Below are 17,907 nucleotides of genomic sequence, written 5' to 3' on the forward strand. Positions count from 1 at the left end.
GTAAAAGCATGCTAAAAAATACAAATCCATTTTTAGAACGAATAGCTATTGAAGAATCGTTGACAGAAGATGACAAATTTAGAGTTGTGAAGGATGCCAATCCTTTGGATGAAGATCATTATTTAGTTTATACAAAGGAAAATTATAGTAGCTTTGCAGACGTATGTGCAAATGACCTAGTTCAGTTTTTGGAATCGAAAGTTAATTTTCTGTTGAGTGATGGTTATATCCTCGTGGAGCGGGGACGAGGAGAGAGCTGTACAGGTGGAAAGGTCATACATGCTCATGCACATATCGTTCCCGTTAAATACAAAGATTCAATTATATCTAAGCTCGGTGAACCGGACTTCACACTGGTCGCTGAAGGGGGCGTAAATGAATTGTTAGAGAAATCTATAAAATTTCCGTTGTATGTACTTGTGTTTAGTAATAGCTTGAGAGGTTCGCTTTATAAACTGAATAGCAGTCTAAAGAAAAGTGTAATAAGAAATATAATATCAAGGGCCGATGTGGCTAAATAACACCGAGGCTATAGCATGAATGATAAATACCATAAAAAGTGTAAAAGTATTTGGATTAGGGCTAGACACAATGCATTTGCTCATAAAGTCACTATGGAAAGACTTAGATTACTTGTTTGGGTAGAAGAAAGTGCAATCACACTATTTATCATTGTCCCAATTTTTTGTATTTCCGTGAGCCTGCATTACGCTACAACAAGCACCTCTAGCCCTCAGCTAATGGGATTTAGTCTATATACTCTATTGGCAATTACTGGTATTGCTAGTAATGTGGCAGCTCTATATTTGACAATGATGTCAAAAACTCATCAATTTAGGGAAAAATGGTTGCAGAATCAGAAGTCACTATCTGGTTATCAATTGATAGCCCAAAAAGTCCGACGCCTAGATGAAAGTGAGCTTGATGAATCAGAAGTTGAATATCTTATTCGCCATTTGGAAGAAAGCTTTGAAACACATAAGTCATATGCAAATGAACCGAGTGATAGTGATTTTGAGAAAGGAAGGGCTTATTTGGCTAGCTTAGTTTCTTATCCATTCTCTATAAAAAAAGAAGATTTTTTGTGAAAAAACGTCTCAATTCTACCAAGAGCTTTGTTGTAGGCTTTCTATTTAATCCTAGTTTAACCCATGTTGTTTTGATCGAGAAAAATAAGCCGCTATGGCAAAAGGGGCGCCTGAATGGTCTTGGTGGATTGGTGAATGATGGCGAAAGCATTTCTAATGCTATATCGAGGGAAGTATTTGAAGAATCTGGAGTTATGCTTCCTCCTCAGCTATGGTCGCAATTTCATAAGACAACGAATAAAGACGATAAAATAGTTCATTATTTTTTCGCTGTAAGTAGTTTGGCTAACAAAGCTAAATCCAATGAAAAAGAAAAGGTGAGCTTAGTGAGCATTAATCAGTTACCTTCTAATTGCCTGCATGATATAAAAAAACTCATTATGCTAGCGATGGGTAGAATGGATTGCACGAGTATATAACCTTAAAAAACTGCATTATTTCAGAGAGAAAGGCCTAACAAGTGGCTGTAGTCGCCATGCAAGCATGGCTGGGACGGTTTCTCCGATGCTTTGCAGCTCCAAACCCGCCCCTAAGCCAAGCGTTAATTGTCCTGCAAGAAAGTAGAGCTTACTGCTGATGCAAGATGTTAGTTAAATGTCCGGTTTACTGTACAGGTGTGCTCTGTAAGACTATACTTGTTCCATTAAATGTACAGGTTGAGGTTCTTATGAAAATCGTATCTTTTACAGAAGCAAGAAATAGCCTCAAAGCTGTTCTAGACGGGGTAGTTAATGATGCCGATACAACAGTCATTACACGCCGTGACTCTGAAGATGCAGTGGTTATGTCTTTAGACTACTACAACAGCCTTATGGAGACCGTTCACTTACTTCGTTCTCCTCAAAACGCAGAGCATTTAAATCGTTCTATAGCGCAATATCGTGCTGGTAAAACAACAGCACGAGAGTTAGTTGATGAGTAGTAGCCAATATCTGTTATCGTGGACTGATGCTGCTTGGGATGACTATTTGTATTGGCAAACCCAAGACAAGAAAACATTAAAGCGTATCAACAAACTCATCAATGACGTGAGGCGCTCTCCGTTTGAGGGTATTGGTAAGCCAGAGCCTTTAAAAGAGAACCTATCTGGTTTTTGGTCACGTCGCATTGATGACACAAATAGACTCGTCTATGCTGTCGATGATCAGGCGATAACGATAATTTCGTGCCGCTACCATTACTAAAATAGACTTCAGTGATATTGTCGTACTTTACTCTCCCCGAGACATCGTGCCATAGAGGGTTTTTCTTCTTCTCGGTTTTATGGCTGGTTGTCCAGTGGGTGGTCATTGGCTACTTTTACAGGTATCAAGGCAAGATTTGGTTCTGGTTTCCACTGTAGCTCTACTTAAAAGAAAAACGGTCTTCGTCAGTATAAGTTCTAATGCATATAGCGTTAAGGTAATTGGTCAGAATAACTTTTTAACATCGCAATAAAAGTTCTCATGAGAACCAAGTGCTATTAATTCCAGTATTACAGTGCCATCCTTGTAGCTGTAACCAAGTAAAGTTAACTGTTTGACCATTTTGAATTTATACACGCGCAGAAATGCTAGGTCCCCTTTTTTCTGCTCCCCTAGGAGGGGATCGTCCATCAGTATCTTTACGGTTTTATCCAAATCTTTTTTCTGATTCTGATGTAACTTCTTTACCGCCTTCTTGAAACTAGCTGTCTGTAAAACTTTGGTAATCTTAGCCAAAATCGTAAGGCTCCAATTTTCCAGCCTCTTTTTCAGCTTTGGAAATGATTGCCTGTTTAACGAATTCGTATGGCAAGTCAGGATTATCTTCCATCATTTCACCTATCTTTGCCCAATGCTCAATCTGTTTCGGCATAGTTCGATTTAGCGCTTTACCCATAATGGTCGCTTTCTCAACCAGATCTTGATCTAGCCTTACGCTTGCAGTTGCCATAAGGTGCCTCCTAATAGCTTTCTGTCAGATTGTAGCAAGGCGCTACAAATGTGGCAAGTTGCGGATAACAAGCGCATTAACACTCGCAGTGCTCGCTAGGGACAAAAACACGCAGGGCCCTGCGCTTCGCTTGGTATTGTTTTTGCCCGTTATGCGGGTGTTATGACCCAAGATCACAATCCAAAGGAGAAATGAAGTCATGGACGCTTCAACAACAATCAAACAAATGCTGGCAGGAAACAGAATCTTTGTGCCGGCTTACCAACGTGCCTACGACAACCAGCTTTTCAAAGATTATGTGATTGACCAAATCAAAAAAGATAACAATGGACTAGGAAACATATGAATAAGTTCCCACTAATACTCTGCAGCTCGCATAAAATGGGAACCAAGTCTTTATATTTAGGAATTAATCTTATGTTCCCTAGCTTATGGCTGTCCTGTTATTTTCCTCTGGCATGGCGTCAATATGGTTGAAGTGGCCATATAAGCCGAGATATGAAAAGATATTTAACACAGGGCTGTTGTCGCCATTAGGAGCTGCTGCTTCGTAGCCACAAGTTAGCCCCAAAGCCCGTCGTTAGTATTCAAGGAGAAAGTGTATGAAGGGGAGTTGTCTGTGTAGAGCTATCGAGTACGAGGTTGACTCGCTGGATATGCCAATCATTTTTTGCCACTGTAAGACTTGCCAGAAAGCACATGCCGCACCTTTTGCACCTACGGCTGGAGTATTAAGAGCGCATTTTCGATGGCTGCGTGGTAAAGATAAGCTTTCAAGCTTTGAGTCTAGCCCAGGGAAAATAAGACACTTCTGTTCTGTATGTGGCACACAGTTGGTGGCAGAAAGGCCAGCCCAGCCACATGTGATTCTGCGAGTAGCGACTTTGGATGATGATCCTGAAGTAAAGCCAGAAGCTCATATTTGGACAAAGCATGATGTCGAGTGGCTGGAGGATGAGGGTATCCCTAGTTATGAGGAATGGCAGCCAAAATGATGTCGTCCCTTCAGTCGTATTCGCCATTATCAGATCTTGCTAAGTCAGTGCAACAGACATTGAATGACTGCAAGCAAGTACGGCGGGGCATTAAGGGTGAAACTTTATTGGTCGCATCTGATTCTTGGCAGCATGTTTATTGGCTTCATGCTGGGGTGGTGCGGATGTTCTACTTAGATACGCAAGGGCGAGAGCATAACAAGCGCTTCTTTATGGCGAATGACTTTTTTTGGCCTGTCACGCCTGCTTTGCGTGAGAAGGCGGCGGGTTTTTATATACAAGCGCTAACGGATATTCACTGTGATGTGTGGTCTTATGCAGATTTTCGCGGTGCTTTTGAGTGTGATCAAGCGTGGCTGTCATTTAGCCATCTATGGTTGGAGCGCCTAATTGATTCAAAGTTGGCGAGAGAACGCGATTGGTTACATTTGAGTGCTGCAGAGCGCTATCAGCAGTTGTGTGATACTTCACCTCGGTTGATAGAGCAAGTTTCCGCACAGCATATTGCGAGTTATCTTGGTATCACGCCTGTTTCTCTTTCTCGTATAAAGAATCGTTAGTTTCTTATCATTTGTTAACGACCTTCTAATAGTGCTTGGCGATACTGCAGCAAATTAGTAGGAGGTGTTATGTCTACATTGCTTGTTCGGATTATGCCGATCATCAGCACACTTTTATTAGGGGTGATGGCGGGCTTTTTTGCGACGTATTCTTTTAACGTTAACTACGCCACATTAGTTTTAAATGGTGAAATGTACGCCACGGTACAATCCTTGTTTAACGTAAATGTGCGCCATGCAGGCTTTTTTGTTTGTTTCTTTGGTGCGGGTGTTTTTGCACTGATTACGGCGGTGGTTTTTCTCCAGCAGCGTTGTTCTATTGGTTGGCTCTGGTTGGCAGTGGGATTGGCATATATGCTTGGCATTGTCATGTTTACTAAGTGGGTTAACTTGCCGCTCAATTATTATACGGAGTCTTGGGATGTTCATGATTTGCCGACTGATTGGGAAGCGGTGCGCGCGCAATGGAATCAGGCTAATCTGCTACGAACATGGATCAGTGGGGCGTTGTTTGTTATGGCGACAATTCTATTGAGCCGCTCACCCGGTGCCACAGTATTGAGAAAAGATGATGTCAGTAGAGGGTAGGGTTGATGTTACATTAGCTAGAGCAAGAAAAGCCGCCAGATGTATAAGCGATCCTGTTGGCTTTTCCGAAGTAGCTGCATGATACTGGCTATGGTTGAGCTGCCACGGGTGTGCACAACTCGACTAAACAGCCATTGATATCAGATACATACGCTGTTGTTTGTCCCCATGGCATCTGTTCAACATCTTGCACCAATGAGGCACCCGCTTTTAAAGCGCGGGAGAGCGCGGCGGGTACATCATCAGTTTCAAAAGCAATCTCAAAAGATGGATTATTGGCGTTAGCTTTAGACGGTTTTTTTCCAAGCGTCTCCATCAGTTCTAACGAGGAGAACGACAGTGTCGTTGCGCCTGTTTTGAGTTCCCCATAATCACCACTTTCATGCAGCATCGCTGTGCTTAGGCCAAATGCGGCCTCATAAAATGCCAGTGTATCTTTTACGCTGTCTACATAGAGAATGGTGTATTTAAATGTTAAAGGTTCCATCATCGTGCCTCACGCTTTAGATTCATCCTTTGAGTTTAGGCGCTGAGTTAGCGAGTTGTCTTGAACAAATGCGACAGTTTTACCACGCCATTTCTCCTTTATGTACTTTAGCACCAATATCGAGTGCAACCTTTAGTTTTGCATCTGGGTAATGCGTTGTCATCTCTTGGATTAAGGCTGCGCTGTCTTTGCTATTTCGTTTTTCTTTAGCAAAGCGTTGCAGATAATCCGCCGTGTAATGAATAGCCGTTACATCGGTGGGTGTTTCTGCTTGCATGTGTCCAGGGACAACAATCTTGGGGTTGCGAGCTTGCATCTCTGTTAGTTGATCTAGCCAAGCTGCTTGTTGCACATCGGTTTGAGTGTCTGCGGTCCAGACGTGCAGATCACCAAATACGGCAACATTCCCCACAACCGCTTTGAGTGATGGAACCCATAAGTAAGGGCGATGAGCTAAGGGGCCCTCTGTGCCTTTGATTTCGATAGGGTAACCATCAACACTGAATGATGTTTCTTTATAGGCGGTAGGCGTAACCGGATGGGTGGGCGCGTTTGCCCCCATTTTAGGCCCCCAAAATGAAACCTTGCCGGCCTTTTTCTTTTCTAGCACTTTTACAACACTAGGTGCAGCGATAACGTTGGCTTCAGGGAACAGTTGCTTTAACACTTCCGCGCCAAAGTAATAATCTGGGTCGGCTTGGCTGATAAAAATAGTGGTTAATTTCTTACCGGAGTCGAGCACATTGGCAGCAATACGTAATCCGTCTGCTTTGGTAAAACCCGCATCGATGACGGCCGCTTCGGTATCACCGTATATGAGGGTGGAGTTGACGTGAAAACTGCTTTCAGAAGCGTTATACACTTTTAAGGTGAGTGGTGCTTTGTCTGCAGCAGATACGGTTGTTGAGATAACCAGAGCGGTTAATAGGGCAGGTAGTTTCATGGTGTTCCTCATTGTTTTAAAGAGTGATGAGGGCAGTCTAAAGGTTTGATATGCTCGGATATATGGTTTAAATTGTGTAGCTTTGTTTCATATTTCGGTCTAATTATGGATAGAGTAACAGCCGCAGAGGTGTTTGTTGATCTGGCTTACTCCGGCAGTTTTACAGCAACAGCACAACGGCTAGATATGTCTCGCCCAATGGTGACGCGCTACATCGAGGCAATGGAAGGCTGGTTGGCGGTGCGCTTGTTTCATCGAACGACGCGTAAAGTAACGCTGACCAGTGCCGGTGAGCATTGCTTAAAGGATGTCGAGGCATGGCTGGAAGCGGCACATCAGTTAGTTAGCAATGCCAACCCATCTGGTGAGCTAAGCGATGCTATCCGTATCGCTGTCAGTCCCTCTTTTGGATATGCTCATGTAGCGCCTGCGTTGGTCGAGTTTATGGCATTGCATCCTCGCGTATCTGTGGATGTGGATTTAGAAGATACGGCGGTCGATTTAGTTGAACAGCGCATCGATTTAGCGATACGCATCGCTTCTAATCCAAATCCCTCGTTGATTGGCAAACCGATTGCTCAATGCCGTTCTGTTATGGCGGCATCTCCCAGTTATCTGGCCCGCTTTGCAGCTATCAGATCTCCTGAGGATCTCGTTTCTCATGATTGTCTGGGGCATAAGTACTTCGAGCGCAATGTATGGCATCTAAGTCGAGGTGATCAGCATGTAGCGATTAGTGTCGGTTGCCGACTAAGTGCGAACGAGACGAGTGTCTTAATGCAGGCCGCTATTCAAGGGGCAGGGGTCGCACTACTGCCAACTTACTTGGCAAATCAGGCAATCTCAGAAGGTAATTTGCAACCGGTTTTGCCGGATTGGCAACCTCCAGAGATGCGTATCTATGGGTTTTACTCATCCAGAAAGCATCTATCACCGACGGTTAGAGCCTTGATCGACTTTATGGCTGACTACTATGCTCAGCACCCTTGGGACTAGCGAATGGACACCCTGCATATTCTTCTTCTAACCCATGCGCGTGAGGTTACTAAAGCGACTAACACCGGACGGTTGCTAGAAAGCAGCAAAGGGCTCAAGGTCTCCCGGATTATCTGGTCTCGAACTCAGCCCGACGAGGTGTTATTAAACCTTATTGAAAAAGGGAGCGTGGCGCTGCTTTATCCTGAGTCTGAGGTGGGAATGGTTGATACTCAACAGATTAACAGGTGCGATACGTTTATTATCATTGATGCCACTTGGCAGGAGGCTCGTAAGATCTATAACCGATCGCCTTACTTGCACCGTTTACCTCGGTTTGCATTAGTGAACGTGCAACCGTCTGAATTCAGGCTAAGAAGAAACCAAGTGGCAGGTGGGTTGTGCACGGCAGAGTGTGCAATCGCGTTATTGCGACAAAACAAACGTTTGGGTGCAGCAGATGAATTACAGCAACGTTTTGTGGATTTTAATAAGGGTCTAAAGGGATAACATCGGTCCGTTTTTTGTCTTAAATCATTATAAGGCCTTTTCATTTTTCCTCTAAATTACAGTATGCTGTGTGCCATCGTTCGCTGCGCATAAAAATAGTGATAACAATAGCAGCAGATTTCTTGGATAGCAGGAGAAACAGGCTTTGCATAATTACGTATTACGTCTCGACCAGGCGGGTATGGGCGATGTTGAAAAAGTAGGCGGTAAAAACGCATCCCTCGGTGAAATGATCAGCCAGCTAACCAGCGTCGGCGTTAAAGTCCCCGGTGGTTTTGCGACTACGGCTGAAGCGTTCAGAGATTTTCTGGTGCATACCGGTCTTAAAGAGAAGATCGACGAATCCCTTAATCAACTTGATGCCAACGATGTGGTTGCTTTAGCGTCCACAGGTAAAGCGATCCGCCAGTGGATTTTAGAGGCGGAGTTTCAACCGGAGCTCGATAAAGCGATTGAGCTAGCTTATGCCGATATGACGCAAGGGGATGAAGTAGCGGTGGCGGTTCGTTCGTCAGCAACCGCTGAGGATCTTCCTGATGCGTCTTTTGCTGGGCAGCAAGAGACATTCCTGAATATACGCGGTCTTGATCACGTTAAGCAGGCGATCAAAGAGGTATTTGCCTCTCTTTATAATGATCGCGCTATCTCCTATCGTGTGCACCAAGAGTTTGAACATAGTGAAGTCGCCTTATCGGCAGGCGTACAGCGTATGGTACGTAGTGAAACGGGCGCCTCTGGCGTTATGTTTACTATGGATACAGAGTCTGGCTTTAACCATGTAGTCTTTATTACGGCTGCTTATGGTTTGGGTGAGACGGTTGTTCAGGGGGCGGTCAACCCTGATGAGTTTTATGTTTATAAGCCTACGCTCACGCAAAAAGTACCGGCTATTCTACGCCGTACTTTGGGGTCTAAAGCGATTAAGATGGTGTATGCGGGTGAAGGCTCGACTAAAAATGCGGTAGAAACCGTCAGCGTAGATGCAAAAGATCGAAACCGCTTCTGCATTACGGATGCGGATGTTCAACGTCTGGCAGAGATCGCTGTCATTATTGAGAAGCATTACAACCGTCCTATGGATATTGAGTGGGCAAAAGATGGCGACGATGGTGAGCTGTATATTGTTCAAGCACGCCCTGAGACGGTTCGTAGCCGTGATAATGCGAATGTCATCGAGCGATACCTGCTAAAAGAAAAAGGCAATGTACTGGTAGAAGGGCGGTCGGTTGGCCATCGTATCGGCTCTGGCCCTGTGCGTTTGGTTTCTGATTTGGCAGAGATGGATCAAGTCCAGCCCGGTGATGTGCTGGTAACAGATATGACAGATCCAGACTGGGAGCCGGTGATGAAACGGGCTTCTGCCATCATCACAAACCGAGGAGGCCGTACCTGCCACGCGGCGATTATTGCGCGAGAGCTGGGTATCCCAGCTATTGTTGGCTGTGCTGATGCCACAGACCGCCTACGCGATGGCCAAGTCGTCACTGTCTCTTGTGCTGAAGGCGATACCGGACGTGCTTATGAGGGCAAGCTGAATTTTGAGCATCAGACCAACAGTGTTGATTCTATGCCGAATTTGCCTTTTGATGTGATGATGAATGTTGGTAACCCAGATCGTGCTTTTGACTTCCAATCCCTACCTAACTCGGGTGTTGGTTTAGCGCGGCTAGAGTTCATCATTAACCGCATGATTGGTGTCCACCCTAAAGCGTTACTAAATTTGCACGATCAAAGTCCTGAAGTCAGACAAGTTATCGAGCGTCGCATCTCGGGTTATGGTGGGCCGGTAGATTTCTATGTGGAGAAACTGGTTGAGGGTATCGCTACGCTTGCTGCGGCTTTCTATCCGAAGAAAGTGATTGTTCGTATGTCGGACTTTAAGTCTAACGAATATGGACACCTGATTGGCGGAGATCAGTATGAGCCGGGAGAAGAAAACCCCATGCTCGGTTTCCGTGGTGCGGCGCGCTATATTTCGGATTCTTTCCAAGATTGCTTTGAGCTGGAGTGTCGTGCACTCAAGAAAGTGCGTGATGAAATGCGCCTAACGAATGTTGAGGTCATGATTCCGTTTGTGCGCACGGTCGGCGAAGCAAAACAAGTGATTGACCTGCTAGAAGAGAACGGTTTGCGCCGTGGCGAAAATGGTCTGCGCGTTATTATGATGTGCGAGATACCGTCCAATGCGCTCTTGGCGGATCAGTTCCTTGAATACTTTGATGGCTTCTCTATCGGCTCTAACGATCTTACACAGCTGACATTAGGGTTAGATCGCGATTCTGGCGTCATTGCCCATCTGTTTGATGAGCGTAACGATGCCGTGAAAAAACTCCTCAGTATGGCGATTGATGCGTGCAAAGCGCAGGGCAAATATATCGGCATCTGCGGGCAAGGGCCATCAGATCACCCTGATTTGGCAAGGTGGCTAATGGAGCAGGGGATCAGTAGCGTATCCCTTAACCCGGACTCAGTGCTGGATACTTGGTTCTTCTTAGCGAACGAATCGAAATAAACAGTAAGTGGCCACACGTTAGCGGTGGCCACTTTATTTATTGTGGAAATCAGATTAGACTCCAGTTATTAGTTCACTTTGGAAAACTGATGTTACTACTTAACCGCCGTACATTGCTTATGTTTGGATTACTGCTGATGCTTATCATGCAGTTGTTCAGCTATGCTGTGGCGTCGGTGTCTCCTTGGCAGATGTTACCTCAACAGCAGCATCAAACAATGCAAAGTGACAGTGACCATTGCAGCGGCATGGAATCAGCAGATGCCAGTATGGGTTGTCATTCAATGCCAATGGAGTCTGCAGATTGTTGCAATGAGATGGAGAATTGTGTCACTGCTCATTGCCTTTCTGTAACGGCATGCCCTGATACAGGGTTGTATCTCACGTTTGGAGATGTTGATTTCCAACGTTTTATTGAACCTAGCTCGGTTCTACTTTCCTCCTCTGACTCTCTTTATCGTCCCCCGATAACAGCTTAATCCTTAAAAACACTTTTAATTTTAAGCAGGGCTTACGCCTTATCTATTTTTGCTTGCTTGTTATTTATACCGTTATCTTATGGTGCGGCCTCCGCGCTATACGCGATCAAGGCAAGCAGTAAGAGGGACACATCATGTCACACATTAAACGTCACTTTGCTGTAGCGGCAGGTTCGCTAATTCTTTCTATTGCGATAGTCGGTTGTACTGACAGTACGACTCAAGCGAATACAGCCGCTGCTGTAGAAAAAACTACCAATACACCGACATCGCTGGTGGTTTATAAGAGCCCGACCTGTGGCTGTTGTGGTGCTTGGATCGAGCATGCAGAGCAACGGGGCATAGCAACAAAAGCGGTACACCCAGAAAACTTAACCGCTGAGAAGCAGCGTTGGGGAGTTGAACCCCAGTATGCCTCATGCCATACCGCTGTATCTAAAGAGGGCTATGTGTTTGAAGGGCACGTGCCTGTCCGTCTAGTCGAGAAGTTCTTAAATGAAAAGCCTGAAGGGGCTCGGGGGCTTGCGGTTCCTGGTATGCCAGCGGGTAGTCCGGGCATGGAGATGGGGGATCAGTTCACGCCTTATGATGTGCTTTTGCTCAAGGAAGATGGTTCTAGCGAGGTGTATGCGCATATTAGCCAACAGCAGGAGCAGTATTAATGAGGCTGACTTATAAACACTCGTTAGCGCTGCTGATGATGGGCGTCAGTAGTCTTGCTGTGGCTGATCAGCACTTGCGATCAACCATTACGCTTCCCGAGGTTGTTGAGCTTGCGATAAAACAAGATCCTTGGTTTGAGGGTAATCTCCTTAGCCAAAGCGCGCTTCAAGCCAAGGGCATGGCAGCTAGTCAATTGCCGGATCCTAAGTTATCGCTGGCGCTGGCAAACATGCCAACAGATAGCTTTGACTTTAATCAGGAGGCGATGACGCAATTAGTACTCGGTGTGTCTCAAAAAATACCCCGTGGCGATACCTTACAGTTGAGTGGTCGTAACTACCTATTGCAAGGAGAACAGTTACCTTTACAGCGAGCAGTGCGAGCGGCTCAGGTTAAATTGACGATTACACAGCTTTGGTTAGATGCGGCCAATGCAAAAGAGACAACACAGCTACTTGAAAAAAATCGGCGGCTTTTTCAGCAGCTTGCTGATATTTCGTTAGCTAACTACACCTCAGGTCTATCCTCTAGCCGACAGCAGCAACTGATTCGTACGGAATTAGAACAAGAGCAGTTAGAAGATCGCTTATACCGCCTGCAGCAGAAAGAGCAGGCGGCCGAACAACAGCTACAGACGTGGCTGTTAAGCGATAGGGTTGCCAATGAGTATCAATTTGACTTTAAGGGAAGCGACACCAAGGTTTCGTATCCTTTCCCTGAGCGTTTTTTACGTTTAACTAACGCTAAGGATTCTGAACTTATGCGTGCTTTACGACAGCACCCCACTTTTAAGCTGTTGGAAAAAAAGTATGAAGTCCGCAGTAATGGCGTTCAATTAGCTGAGCAAGCTTATAAGCCTGAGTGGATGCTGAACGCCAGTTATGGGCATCGTGGAGAAGATGGGTTTGGTCGAGAACGATCTGATCTGGTGACATTCGGTGTCAGTGTAGATATGCCAATTTTCTCACAAGTCAGGCAGGACCAGAATGTGAAGGCGGCCATTGCTGAGCGCGAAATGGTTAAAACAGAACAGCTGGTCATGCTTAGAGAGATGCTCTCGGCATTTAATACTGCCAAAGTACAAGCGCTTCGGCTAGAACAACGGCAACAGCACTACCAGTCCGTATTAATTCCTAAACTTCATGCGCAAAGCCACGCGGCAGAAAGTGCATATCAGAATGATACAGGTGATTTTTCTGAGGTTGTGCGTTCTCAATTAGCAGAACTCAACGCCAAAGTTGAGTTGATTAACATTACGACAGATATGCAGAAACAGCTGGCACAAATGGATTATCTCTTATCCGGCTCGGCTCCTTCTTTATTGGAAATCGCTGGGGGAGATCATGAGTAATATGATGAAAACACTAGGCACGTTGACGGTAGGTATCGCGGTTGGTGCGGCAGCCGTTTGGGTCGCATTACCCTATATAGGCATGGAGAATGGCGATACGAGTAAGATCTCGGGTGAACCTGAACCACTGTATTGGGTGGCTCCAATGGACCCCAATTATCGTCGGGATAAACCCGGTAAATCTCCTATGGGGATGGATCTGATACCCGTATTTGAAGAGGCCAACCAAGGGAGTGATAGTGGCCCTGGGACGATCAGTGTTGCCCCTGAAATGATAAATAATCTAGGGGTACGTATCGGTGAAGTCGTCAAACAGCCGTTGAGCTTCAAAATACGTACGGTTGGTTATGTTCAATATAATCAGGATAAAGTTACTCATATTCACCCTCGGGTAGATGGCTGGATTGAGAAATCTTTTGTGCGCTCAAAGGGGGAACAAGTTACAAAAGGTGAACCGCTTTATGAGATTTACTCCCCCTTATTGGTTAATGCGCAAGAGGAGTTACTATTTGCTTTAGCGCGCAACGATAGTCGCTTGGTGAAGGCGGCTGAAGCGAGATTGAAGGCCTTGCAAGTATCGGATGCATTTATTACCGATCTGCGTAAAAACCGAAAAGCCCAGCAATACGTCACATTTAAGGCTCCTGTTAGCGGTGTTGTCGATGACTTTAACTTATCTGAAGGTATGTATGTTAAGCCCGGTATGACGTTGCTTTCGGTGGCTTCGTTGGATGAGATGTGGGTAGAAGCGGAAGTGTTTGAGCGTCAAGCCGCCTTACTAAAGGAAGGCTTAGTCGTTACGTTGGAGTCCGACTTCCAACCGGGTGTAATCAGAGAGGGACGTGTTGATTATATCTATCCAGAGTTGGATGCGAAAACGCGTACGCTAAAAGTACGGTTGCGGTTCGCAAACGAGGATCACGCGTTAAAGCCCAATATGTTTGCACGTGTGATGATTGAAAACCCAATGGAGAAGGCCGTGCTAACGGTGCCCCAAGAGGCGGTTATTCGCACCGGTAATGTTAATCGAGTCGTTATTGCGTTGGGCGAAGGGCGCTTTAAGTCTGTTGAAGTGAAAACAGGCCAGACCGATGGGCAGCTAATCGAAGTACTCTCAGGGTTAAATGAAGAGGATCGTATTGTAACGGCAGCCCAGTTTATGCTGGACTCCGAGTCGAGTAAAACGTCTGACTTTAAACGTATGTCCCCCGAAGCCTCTGAACCAGAAAAACCATCCTCTGTTTGGGTGGAAGCGACCCTCATTAGCAGCATGCCAGGTCACCGGATGTTAACCCTTAAGCATGCCCCTATCGAGGCATGGGGCTGGCCCACCATGACGATGGACTTCACATTGGATGAACAGGTTGAGATGCCAGACCTTCCTGAAGGCTCTACCCTCCATGTTGAGATTAAAGATAAGCAAGGGCAATTCCCGATTACGGGTATTCATATCCCTGACACTCAAGGTACAGCAATGCCAGAGATGGACCACAGCGCTCATCAAGGTATGAATCATGAAACCATGCCAGAGATGGATCATAGCGCTCATCAGGGTATGAATCATGAGGCCATGCCAGAGATGGATCACAGTGCTCATCAGGGTATGAATCATGAAGCCATGCCAGAGATGGATCACAGTGCTCACCAAGGTATGAATCATCAGAAGCAGGGGGCGGGGGAATGATAGCGGCTATTATTCGTTGGTCTGTTTCGAACCGGTTTTTTGTTTTATTAGCGACATTAATCCTCGTAGGCGCAGGTATATGGTCGCTGAAAAATACACCGGTTGATGCAATCCCCGATCTATCTGATGTACAAGTAATCATCAAAACCAGCTATCCGGGGCAAGCACCTCAAGTGGTAGAGGATCAGGTGACCTATCCACTCACGACCGCGATGCTGTCCGTTCCTGGAGCGGTGACCGTGAGAGGGTACTCTTTTTTTGGTGATTCCTATGTTTACGTCATTTTCGATGATGATACCGATATGTACTGGGCGCGAAGTCGCGTGTTGGAGTATCTCAGCCAAGTAGCACCTTCATTACCTGAAAACGCCAGACCTCAGCTTGGACCTGATGCAACGGGTGTGGGCTGGGTGTATCTCTATGCATTGGTTGATAAAACGGGAAAACATGACTTAGGTAAGCTGCGTAGTATTCAGGACTGGTTTCTGAAGTATGAGTTGCAAACGGTTCCAGGTGTCTCTGAAGTTGCGCCGATTGGTGGCATGGTTAAGCAATATCAGGTCAGAGTTGATCCAGATAAATTGCGGGCGTTTGATATGCCGCTTAGCCATATTCAAAATGCCATTAAACGGGGCAATCAGGAAGTCGGTGCATCCGTTATTGAGATGGCCGAGGCTGAGTATATGGTCAGGGCAACCGGGTATATATCCAGTGTTGAGGATTTACGAACGCTTCCCTTAGGTGTGAATCAACAAGGCACGCCCGTTTTGCTGAAAGATGTCGCTGATGTAGGTGTTGGACCTCAAATGCGCCGCGGTGTTGCTGAGCTTAATGGCGAAGGGGAAGTGGTCGGCGGTGTGGTAGTCATGCGCTTCGGTGAAAATGCCAGTAAAACCATCGATGGCATAAAAGCGAAACTTGAAACCTTAAAACAAGGACTTCCTGAAGGGGTTGAGGTCGTCACTGTTTATGATCGCTCGGGCTTAATTGATCGCGCCGTTGAGAATCTATGGTTCAAGCTACTTGAAGAGTTTGTAGTGGTCGCTTTGGTATGTATGGTGTTCTTATTCCATATTCGCTCTTCATTAGTTGCGATCATCAGTTTGCCGGTGGGTATATTAGCGGCCTTTATTGTGATGCATTTACAAGGTATCAACGCCAATATCATGTCGCTAGGGGGGATTGCTATTGCTATAGGCGCGATGATCGATGGCGCCATTGTAATGATTGAAAACATGCATAAGCACATGGAGCGAACCCCGCTAACAAAAGAGAACCGTTGGTCTGTCGTTGTTGCATCGGCAACAGAGGTGGGGCCTGCGTTGTTTTTTAGTTTGCTCATCATCACGGTGAGTTTTGTGCCTGTGTTTACCCTTGAGGCACAGGAAGGGCGTATGTTCGCGCCATTGGCTTTTACCAAAACCTACGCGATGGCAGCGTCTGCGGCATTGGCAGTAACGCTCGTACCTGTGTTAATGGGGTACTTTATTCGAGGTAAAGTCCTGCCTGAACATAAAAACCCTGTTAACCGGTTGTTAACCGCTGTTTATATGCCAACGCTTAAAGCGGTTTTACGCTTTCCTAAAATAACGTTGTTATTAGCTGTCGGTGTGTTTCTGATTGGTTTGTGGCCTGTTAATAAGCTGGGTAGTGAGTTTATACCGCCACTGGATGAAGGGGATCTGATGTATATGCCAACAACTTATCCTGGCATATCCATTGGTCAGGCTCGTCAGTTATTGCAGCAAACCGATAAGTTAATTAAGACAGTCCCTGAGGTTAGCTCTGTATTTGGTAAAGTGGGGCGTGCGGAATCAGCTACTGACCCTGCGCCACTGACCATGATCGAAACCTTTATTCAGCTAAAGCCGCAGAGTGAATGGCGGCCCGGTATGACAACGGAGAAGCTTAAAAAGGAGTTGGATTCGTTAGTCCAGATTCCAGGATTAACCAATGCGTGGGTTATGCCTATTAAAACCCGGATTGATATGCTGGCAACCGGTATTAAAACGCCAGTAGGGGTAAAAATAGCCGGGCCTGATTTGGCAGAAATCCAAAAAATAGGAGAGCAGCTAGAACAGATCATGGTATCGATACCCGGTACGGCTTCGGTTTACTCCGAGCGTGTGGCCGGCGGTCGATATATCAAGGTGGATATCCAGCGAGAAAAAGCAGCGCGTTATGGTTTGAATATTGCGGACGTACAGCAAGTGATTGGTAGTGCCGTTGGGGGTATGAATGTTTCCCAGTCGATAGAAGGGTTGGAGCGTTACCCGATCAATGTGCGTTATCCTCAAGCGTATAGGGATTCGCCTGAACAGCTTGGTCTGCTTCCGATAGTCACACCGGCAGGGCAACGCATCTCTCTAGGGGACGTGGCTAATATTTTTATTGAAGATGGCCCACCTGGCATCAAGAGTGAGAATGCTCGCCTCAACGGTTGGAGTTTTATTGACATTGATGGGGTGGATGTTGGGACTTATGTTGAGGAAGCGCAGAAGGTGGTCGCTGATCAACTGGTACTGCCGCCTGGTTACTCCATCAATTGGTCAGGACAATACGAGTATATGCTGCGGGCTAAAGAGAAACTGACTTACGTTGTACCGCTCACATTAGCGATCATTATCGTATTGCTTTATATGAGTTTTCGTAATGTCGTTGAAGTCGCCATTATCATGGGGACGTTACCATTAGCGATGATAGGCAGCATTTGGTTGATGTATTGGCAGGGCTTTAATTTCTCGGTGGCGGTAGGTGTTGGTTTTATCGCGCTGGCCGGTGTTGCTGTAGAGATTGGTGTCATTATGTTGGTCTATCTCAACCAGGCCTACGCAGAGATGCTAGAGCGTTGTCGCGCCAATCATGTAGATCCCAGAGAGGAAACCTTAAGGCATGCCGTCTTGCACGGGGCGGGGTTACGGGTAAGACCTGTCATGATGACCGCTGCCGCCATTATTGTTGGTTTATTACCGATATTGTACGGAACAGGCACAGGTTCCGAAGTCATGAGTCGTATCGCGGCACCGATGGTTGGTGGAATGGTCAGTGCGGTCATTCTTACATTGTTGGTATTGCCCGCGGTTTATTTTTTATGGCGCAATCGGGGTCTATCCCGCGCACTATAAATCAATGAACGTTTTTATAAGAATAATAGGATT

21 protein-coding genes are annotated in these 17,907 nt (G+C 46.0%); 17 read left to right on the forward strand and 4 right to left on the reverse strand.

What is annotated here, in order from left to right:
• Nucleotides 1-8 precede the first annotated feature (8 nt).
• The 5 genes from F0U83_RS07285 (at nt 9) to F0U83_RS07305 (ending at nt 2,272) form a co-directional block, all read left to right on the forward strand.
• Complete coding sequence (locus F0U83_RS07285; protein ID WP_138988355.1) at nt 9-521, forward strand: HIT family protein; 513 nt, start codon at nt 9-11, stop codon at nt 519-521.
• A gap of 15 nt (nt 522-536) precedes the next feature.
• Nucleotides 537-1,088 carry a hypothetical protein gene (locus F0U83_RS07290; RefSeq protein ID WP_138988354.1) on the forward strand — a complete coding sequence of 184 codons (552 nt, stop codon included), beginning with the start codon at nt 537-539 and terminating at the stop codon, nt 1,086-1,088.
• Nucleotides 1,085-1,507, forward strand: coding sequence for an NUDIX hydrolase (locus F0U83_RS07295; RefSeq protein ID WP_170221885.1), 423 nt, complete (start codon nt 1,085-1,087; stop codon nt 1,505-1,507). Before F0U83_RS07290 ends, F0U83_RS07295 begins: the two co-directional genes overlap by 4 nt.
• A 248-nt stretch (nt 1,508-1,755) precedes the next feature.
• Nucleotides 1,756-2,010 carry a type II toxin-antitoxin system Phd/YefM family antitoxin gene (locus F0U83_RS07300; protein WP_138988352.1) on the forward strand — a complete coding sequence of 85 codons (255 nt, stop codon included), beginning with the start codon at nt 1,756-1,758 and terminating at the stop codon, nt 2,008-2,010.
• Nucleotides 2,003-2,272 carry a Txe/YoeB family addiction module toxin gene (locus F0U83_RS07305; RefSeq protein ID WP_170221883.1) on the forward strand — a complete coding sequence of 90 codons (270 nt, stop codon included), beginning with the start codon at nt 2,003-2,005 and terminating at the stop codon, nt 2,270-2,272. The genes F0U83_RS07300 and F0U83_RS07305 overlap by 8 nt, the downstream gene beginning before the upstream one ends.
• A 225-nt stretch (nt 2,273-2,497) precedes the next feature.
• Here the strand turns inward: F0U83_RS07305 and F0U83_RS07310 are convergent, their stop codons facing one another.
• On the reverse strand, nt 2,498-2,788 hold the full coding sequence (locus F0U83_RS07310; protein ID WP_138988350.1) for a type II toxin-antitoxin system RelE/ParE family toxin: 291 nt from the start codon (nt 2,786-2,788) through the stop codon (nt 2,498-2,500).
• Nucleotides 2,781-3,002, reverse strand: a complete 222-nt coding sequence (locus tag F0U83_RS07315) for a TA system antitoxin ParD family protein (RefSeq protein ID WP_012518669.1) — start codon at nt 3,000-3,002, stop codon at nt 2,781-2,783. Before F0U83_RS07315 ends, F0U83_RS07310 begins: the two co-directional genes overlap by 8 nt.
• Before the next feature lie 199 nt (nt 3,003-3,201).
• Between F0U83_RS07315 and F0U83_RS16955 the strand changes: the two genes are divergently transcribed.
• The 4 genes from F0U83_RS16955 (at nt 3,202) to F0U83_RS07330 (ending at nt 5,145) form a co-directional block, all read left to right on the forward strand.
• Nucleotides 3,202-3,348, forward strand: coding sequence for a hypothetical protein (locus F0U83_RS16955; RefSeq protein WP_170221881.1), 147 nt, complete (start codon nt 3,202-3,204; stop codon nt 3,346-3,348).
• A gap of 256 nt (nt 3,349-3,604) precedes the next feature.
• Nucleotides 3,605-3,997 (forward strand): GFA family protein, encoded by a 393-nt coding sequence (locus tag F0U83_RS07320; RefSeq protein WP_138988349.1) that lies wholly within the window; start codon nt 3,605-3,607, stop codon nt 3,995-3,997.
• A complete protein-coding gene (locus F0U83_RS07325; RefSeq protein ID WP_138988348.1) occupies nt 3,994-4,557 on the forward strand; it encodes a Crp/Fnr family transcriptional regulator in 564 nt (187 codons plus the stop codon). The genes F0U83_RS07320 and F0U83_RS07325 overlap by 4 nt, the downstream gene beginning before the upstream one ends.
• A gap of 69 nt (nt 4,558-4,626) precedes the next feature.
• Nucleotides 4,627-5,145 carry an anthrone oxygenase family protein gene (locus F0U83_RS07330; RefSeq protein WP_138988347.1) on the forward strand — a complete coding sequence of 173 codons (519 nt, stop codon included), beginning with the start codon at nt 4,627-4,629 and terminating at the stop codon, nt 5,143-5,145.
• An 88-nt stretch (nt 5,146-5,233) separates the two neighbouring features.
• On the opposite strand, the gene F0U83_RS07335 is transcribed toward F0U83_RS07330, so the two are convergent.
• Nucleotides 5,234-5,635, reverse strand: coding sequence for a VOC family protein (locus F0U83_RS07335; RefSeq protein WP_246077840.1), 402 nt, complete (start codon nt 5,633-5,635; stop codon nt 5,234-5,236).
• A gap of 76 nt (nt 5,636-5,711) precedes the next feature.
• Nucleotides 5,712-6,575 (reverse strand): MBL fold metallo-hydrolase, encoded by an 864-nt coding sequence (locus tag F0U83_RS07340; protein WP_138988345.1) that lies wholly within the window; start codon nt 6,573-6,575, stop codon nt 5,712-5,714.
• A gap of 105 nt (nt 6,576-6,680) precedes the next feature.
• Between F0U83_RS07340 and F0U83_RS07345 the strand changes: the two genes are divergently transcribed.
• The 8 genes from F0U83_RS07345 to F0U83_RS07380 all read left to right on the forward strand — a co-directional run bounded on the left by F0U83_RS07345 (nt 6,681) and on the right by F0U83_RS07380 (nt 17,874).
• Entirely contained in the window at nt 6,681-7,571 is an 891-nt protein-coding gene (locus F0U83_RS07345) for a LysR family transcriptional regulator (RefSeq protein ID WP_138988344.1), read from the forward strand.
• A 3-nt stretch (nt 7,572-7,574) separates the two neighbouring features.
• Entirely contained in the window at nt 7,575-8,060 is a 486-nt protein-coding gene (locus F0U83_RS07350) for a DTW domain-containing protein (protein ID WP_138988343.1), read from the forward strand.
• Nucleotides 8,061-8,205: 145 nt separating this feature from the next.
• Nucleotides 8,206-10,572 carry a phosphoenolpyruvate synthase gene (gene ppsA, locus F0U83_RS07355; RefSeq protein ID WP_138988342.1) on the forward strand — a complete coding sequence of 789 codons (2,367 nt, stop codon included), beginning with the start codon at nt 8,206-8,208 and terminating at the stop codon, nt 10,570-10,572.
• A gap of 89 nt (nt 10,573-10,661) precedes the next feature.
• Nucleotides 10,662-11,051: a hypothetical protein gene (locus F0U83_RS07360; protein WP_138988341.1), complete on the forward strand. Its 390-nt coding sequence runs from the start codon at nt 10,662-10,664 to the stop codon at nt 11,049-11,051.
• Nucleotides 11,052-11,185: 134 nt separating this feature from the next.
• Entirely contained in the window at nt 11,186-11,713 is a 528-nt protein-coding gene (locus tag F0U83_RS07365) for a DUF411 domain-containing protein (protein ID WP_138988340.1), read from the forward strand.
• Nucleotides 11,713-13,065: a TolC family protein gene (locus F0U83_RS07370; RefSeq protein WP_138988339.1), complete on the forward strand. Its 1,353-nt coding sequence runs from the start codon at nt 11,713-11,715 to the stop codon at nt 13,063-13,065. Before F0U83_RS07365 ends, F0U83_RS07370 begins: the two co-directional genes overlap by 1 nt.
• On the forward strand, nt 13,058-14,749 hold the full coding sequence (locus F0U83_RS07375) for an efflux RND transporter periplasmic adaptor subunit (protein WP_138988338.1): 1,692 nt from the start codon (nt 13,058-13,060) through the stop codon (nt 14,747-14,749). Before F0U83_RS07370 ends, F0U83_RS07375 begins: the two co-directional genes overlap by 8 nt.
• Complete coding sequence (locus F0U83_RS07380) at nt 14,746-17,874, forward strand: efflux RND transporter permease subunit (protein ID WP_138988337.1); 3,129 nt, start codon at nt 14,746-14,748, stop codon at nt 17,872-17,874. Before F0U83_RS07375 ends, F0U83_RS07380 begins: the two co-directional genes overlap by 4 nt.
• Nucleotides 17,875-17,907: the final 33 nt, after the last annotated feature.

The organism is Neptunomonas concharum, from assembly GCF_008630635.1.
GTDB classification, from domain to species: Bacteria; Pseudomonadota; Gammaproteobacteria; order Pseudomonadales; family Balneatricaceae; genus Neptunomonas; species Neptunomonas concharum.

What these genes read in the sequence shown, in the direction of transcription:
- F0U83_RS07285 (WP_138988355.1), top strand. Translation starts at nt 9, where the DNA reads ATGCTAAAAAATACAAATCCATTTTTAGAACGAATAGCTATTGAAGAA.
- F0U83_RS07290 (WP_138988354.1), top strand. Translation starts at nt 537, where the DNA reads ATGAATGATAAATACCATAAAAAGTGTAAAAGTATTTGGATTAGGGCT.
- F0U83_RS07300 (WP_138988352.1), top strand. Translation starts at nt 1,756, where the DNA reads ATGAAAATCGTATCTTTTACAGAAGCAAGAAATAGCCTCAAAGCTGTT.
- F0U83_RS07305 (WP_170221883.1), top strand. Translation starts at nt 2,003, where the DNA reads ATGAGTAGTAGCCAATATCTGTTATCGTGGACTGATGCTGCTTGGGAT.
- F0U83_RS07315 (WP_012518669.1), bottom strand. Translation starts at nt 3,002, where the DNA reads ATGGCAACTGCAAGCGTAAGGCTAGATCAAGATCTGGTTGAGAAAGCG.
- F0U83_RS16955 (WP_170221881.1), top strand. Translation starts at nt 3,202, where the DNA reads ATGGACGCTTCAACAACAATCAAACAAATGCTGGCAGGAAACAGAATC.
- F0U83_RS07320 (WP_138988349.1), top strand. Translation starts at nt 3,605, where the DNA reads ATGAAGGGGAGTTGTCTGTGTAGAGCTATCGAGTACGAGGTTGACTCG.
- F0U83_RS07325 (WP_138988348.1), top strand. Translation starts at nt 3,994, where the DNA reads ATGATGTCGTCCCTTCAGTCGTATTCGCCATTATCAGATCTTGCTAAG.
- F0U83_RS07330 (WP_138988347.1), top strand. Translation starts at nt 4,627, where the DNA reads ATGTCTACATTGCTTGTTCGGATTATGCCGATCATCAGCACACTTTTA.
- F0U83_RS07335 (WP_246077840.1), bottom strand. Translation starts at nt 5,635, where the DNA reads ATGATGGAACCTTTAACATTTAAATACACCATTCTCTATGTAGACAGC.
- F0U83_RS07340 (WP_138988345.1), bottom strand. Translation starts at nt 6,575, where the DNA reads ATGAAACTACCTGCCCTATTAACCGCTCTGGTTATCTCAACAACCGTA.
- F0U83_RS07345 (WP_138988344.1), top strand. Translation starts at nt 6,681, where the DNA reads ATGGATAGAGTAACAGCCGCAGAGGTGTTTGTTGATCTGGCTTACTCC.
- F0U83_RS07350 (WP_138988343.1), top strand. Translation starts at nt 7,575, where the DNA reads ATGGACACCCTGCATATTCTTCTTCTAACCCATGCGCGTGAGGTTACT.
- F0U83_RS07360 (WP_138988341.1), top strand. Translation starts at nt 10,662, where the DNA reads ATGTTACTACTTAACCGCCGTACATTGCTTATGTTTGGATTACTGCTG.
- F0U83_RS07365 (WP_138988340.1), top strand. Translation starts at nt 11,186, where the DNA reads ATGTCACACATTAAACGTCACTTTGCTGTAGCGGCAGGTTCGCTAATT.
- F0U83_RS07370 (WP_138988339.1), top strand. Translation starts at nt 11,713, where the DNA reads ATGAGGCTGACTTATAAACACTCGTTAGCGCTGCTGATGATGGGCGTC.
- F0U83_RS07375 (WP_138988338.1), top strand. Translation starts at nt 13,058, where the DNA reads ATGAGTAATATGATGAAAACACTAGGCACGTTGACGGTAGGTATCGCG.
- F0U83_RS07380 (WP_138988337.1), top strand. Translation starts at nt 14,746, where the DNA reads ATGATAGCGGCTATTATTCGTTGGTCTGTTTCGAACCGGTTTTTTGTT.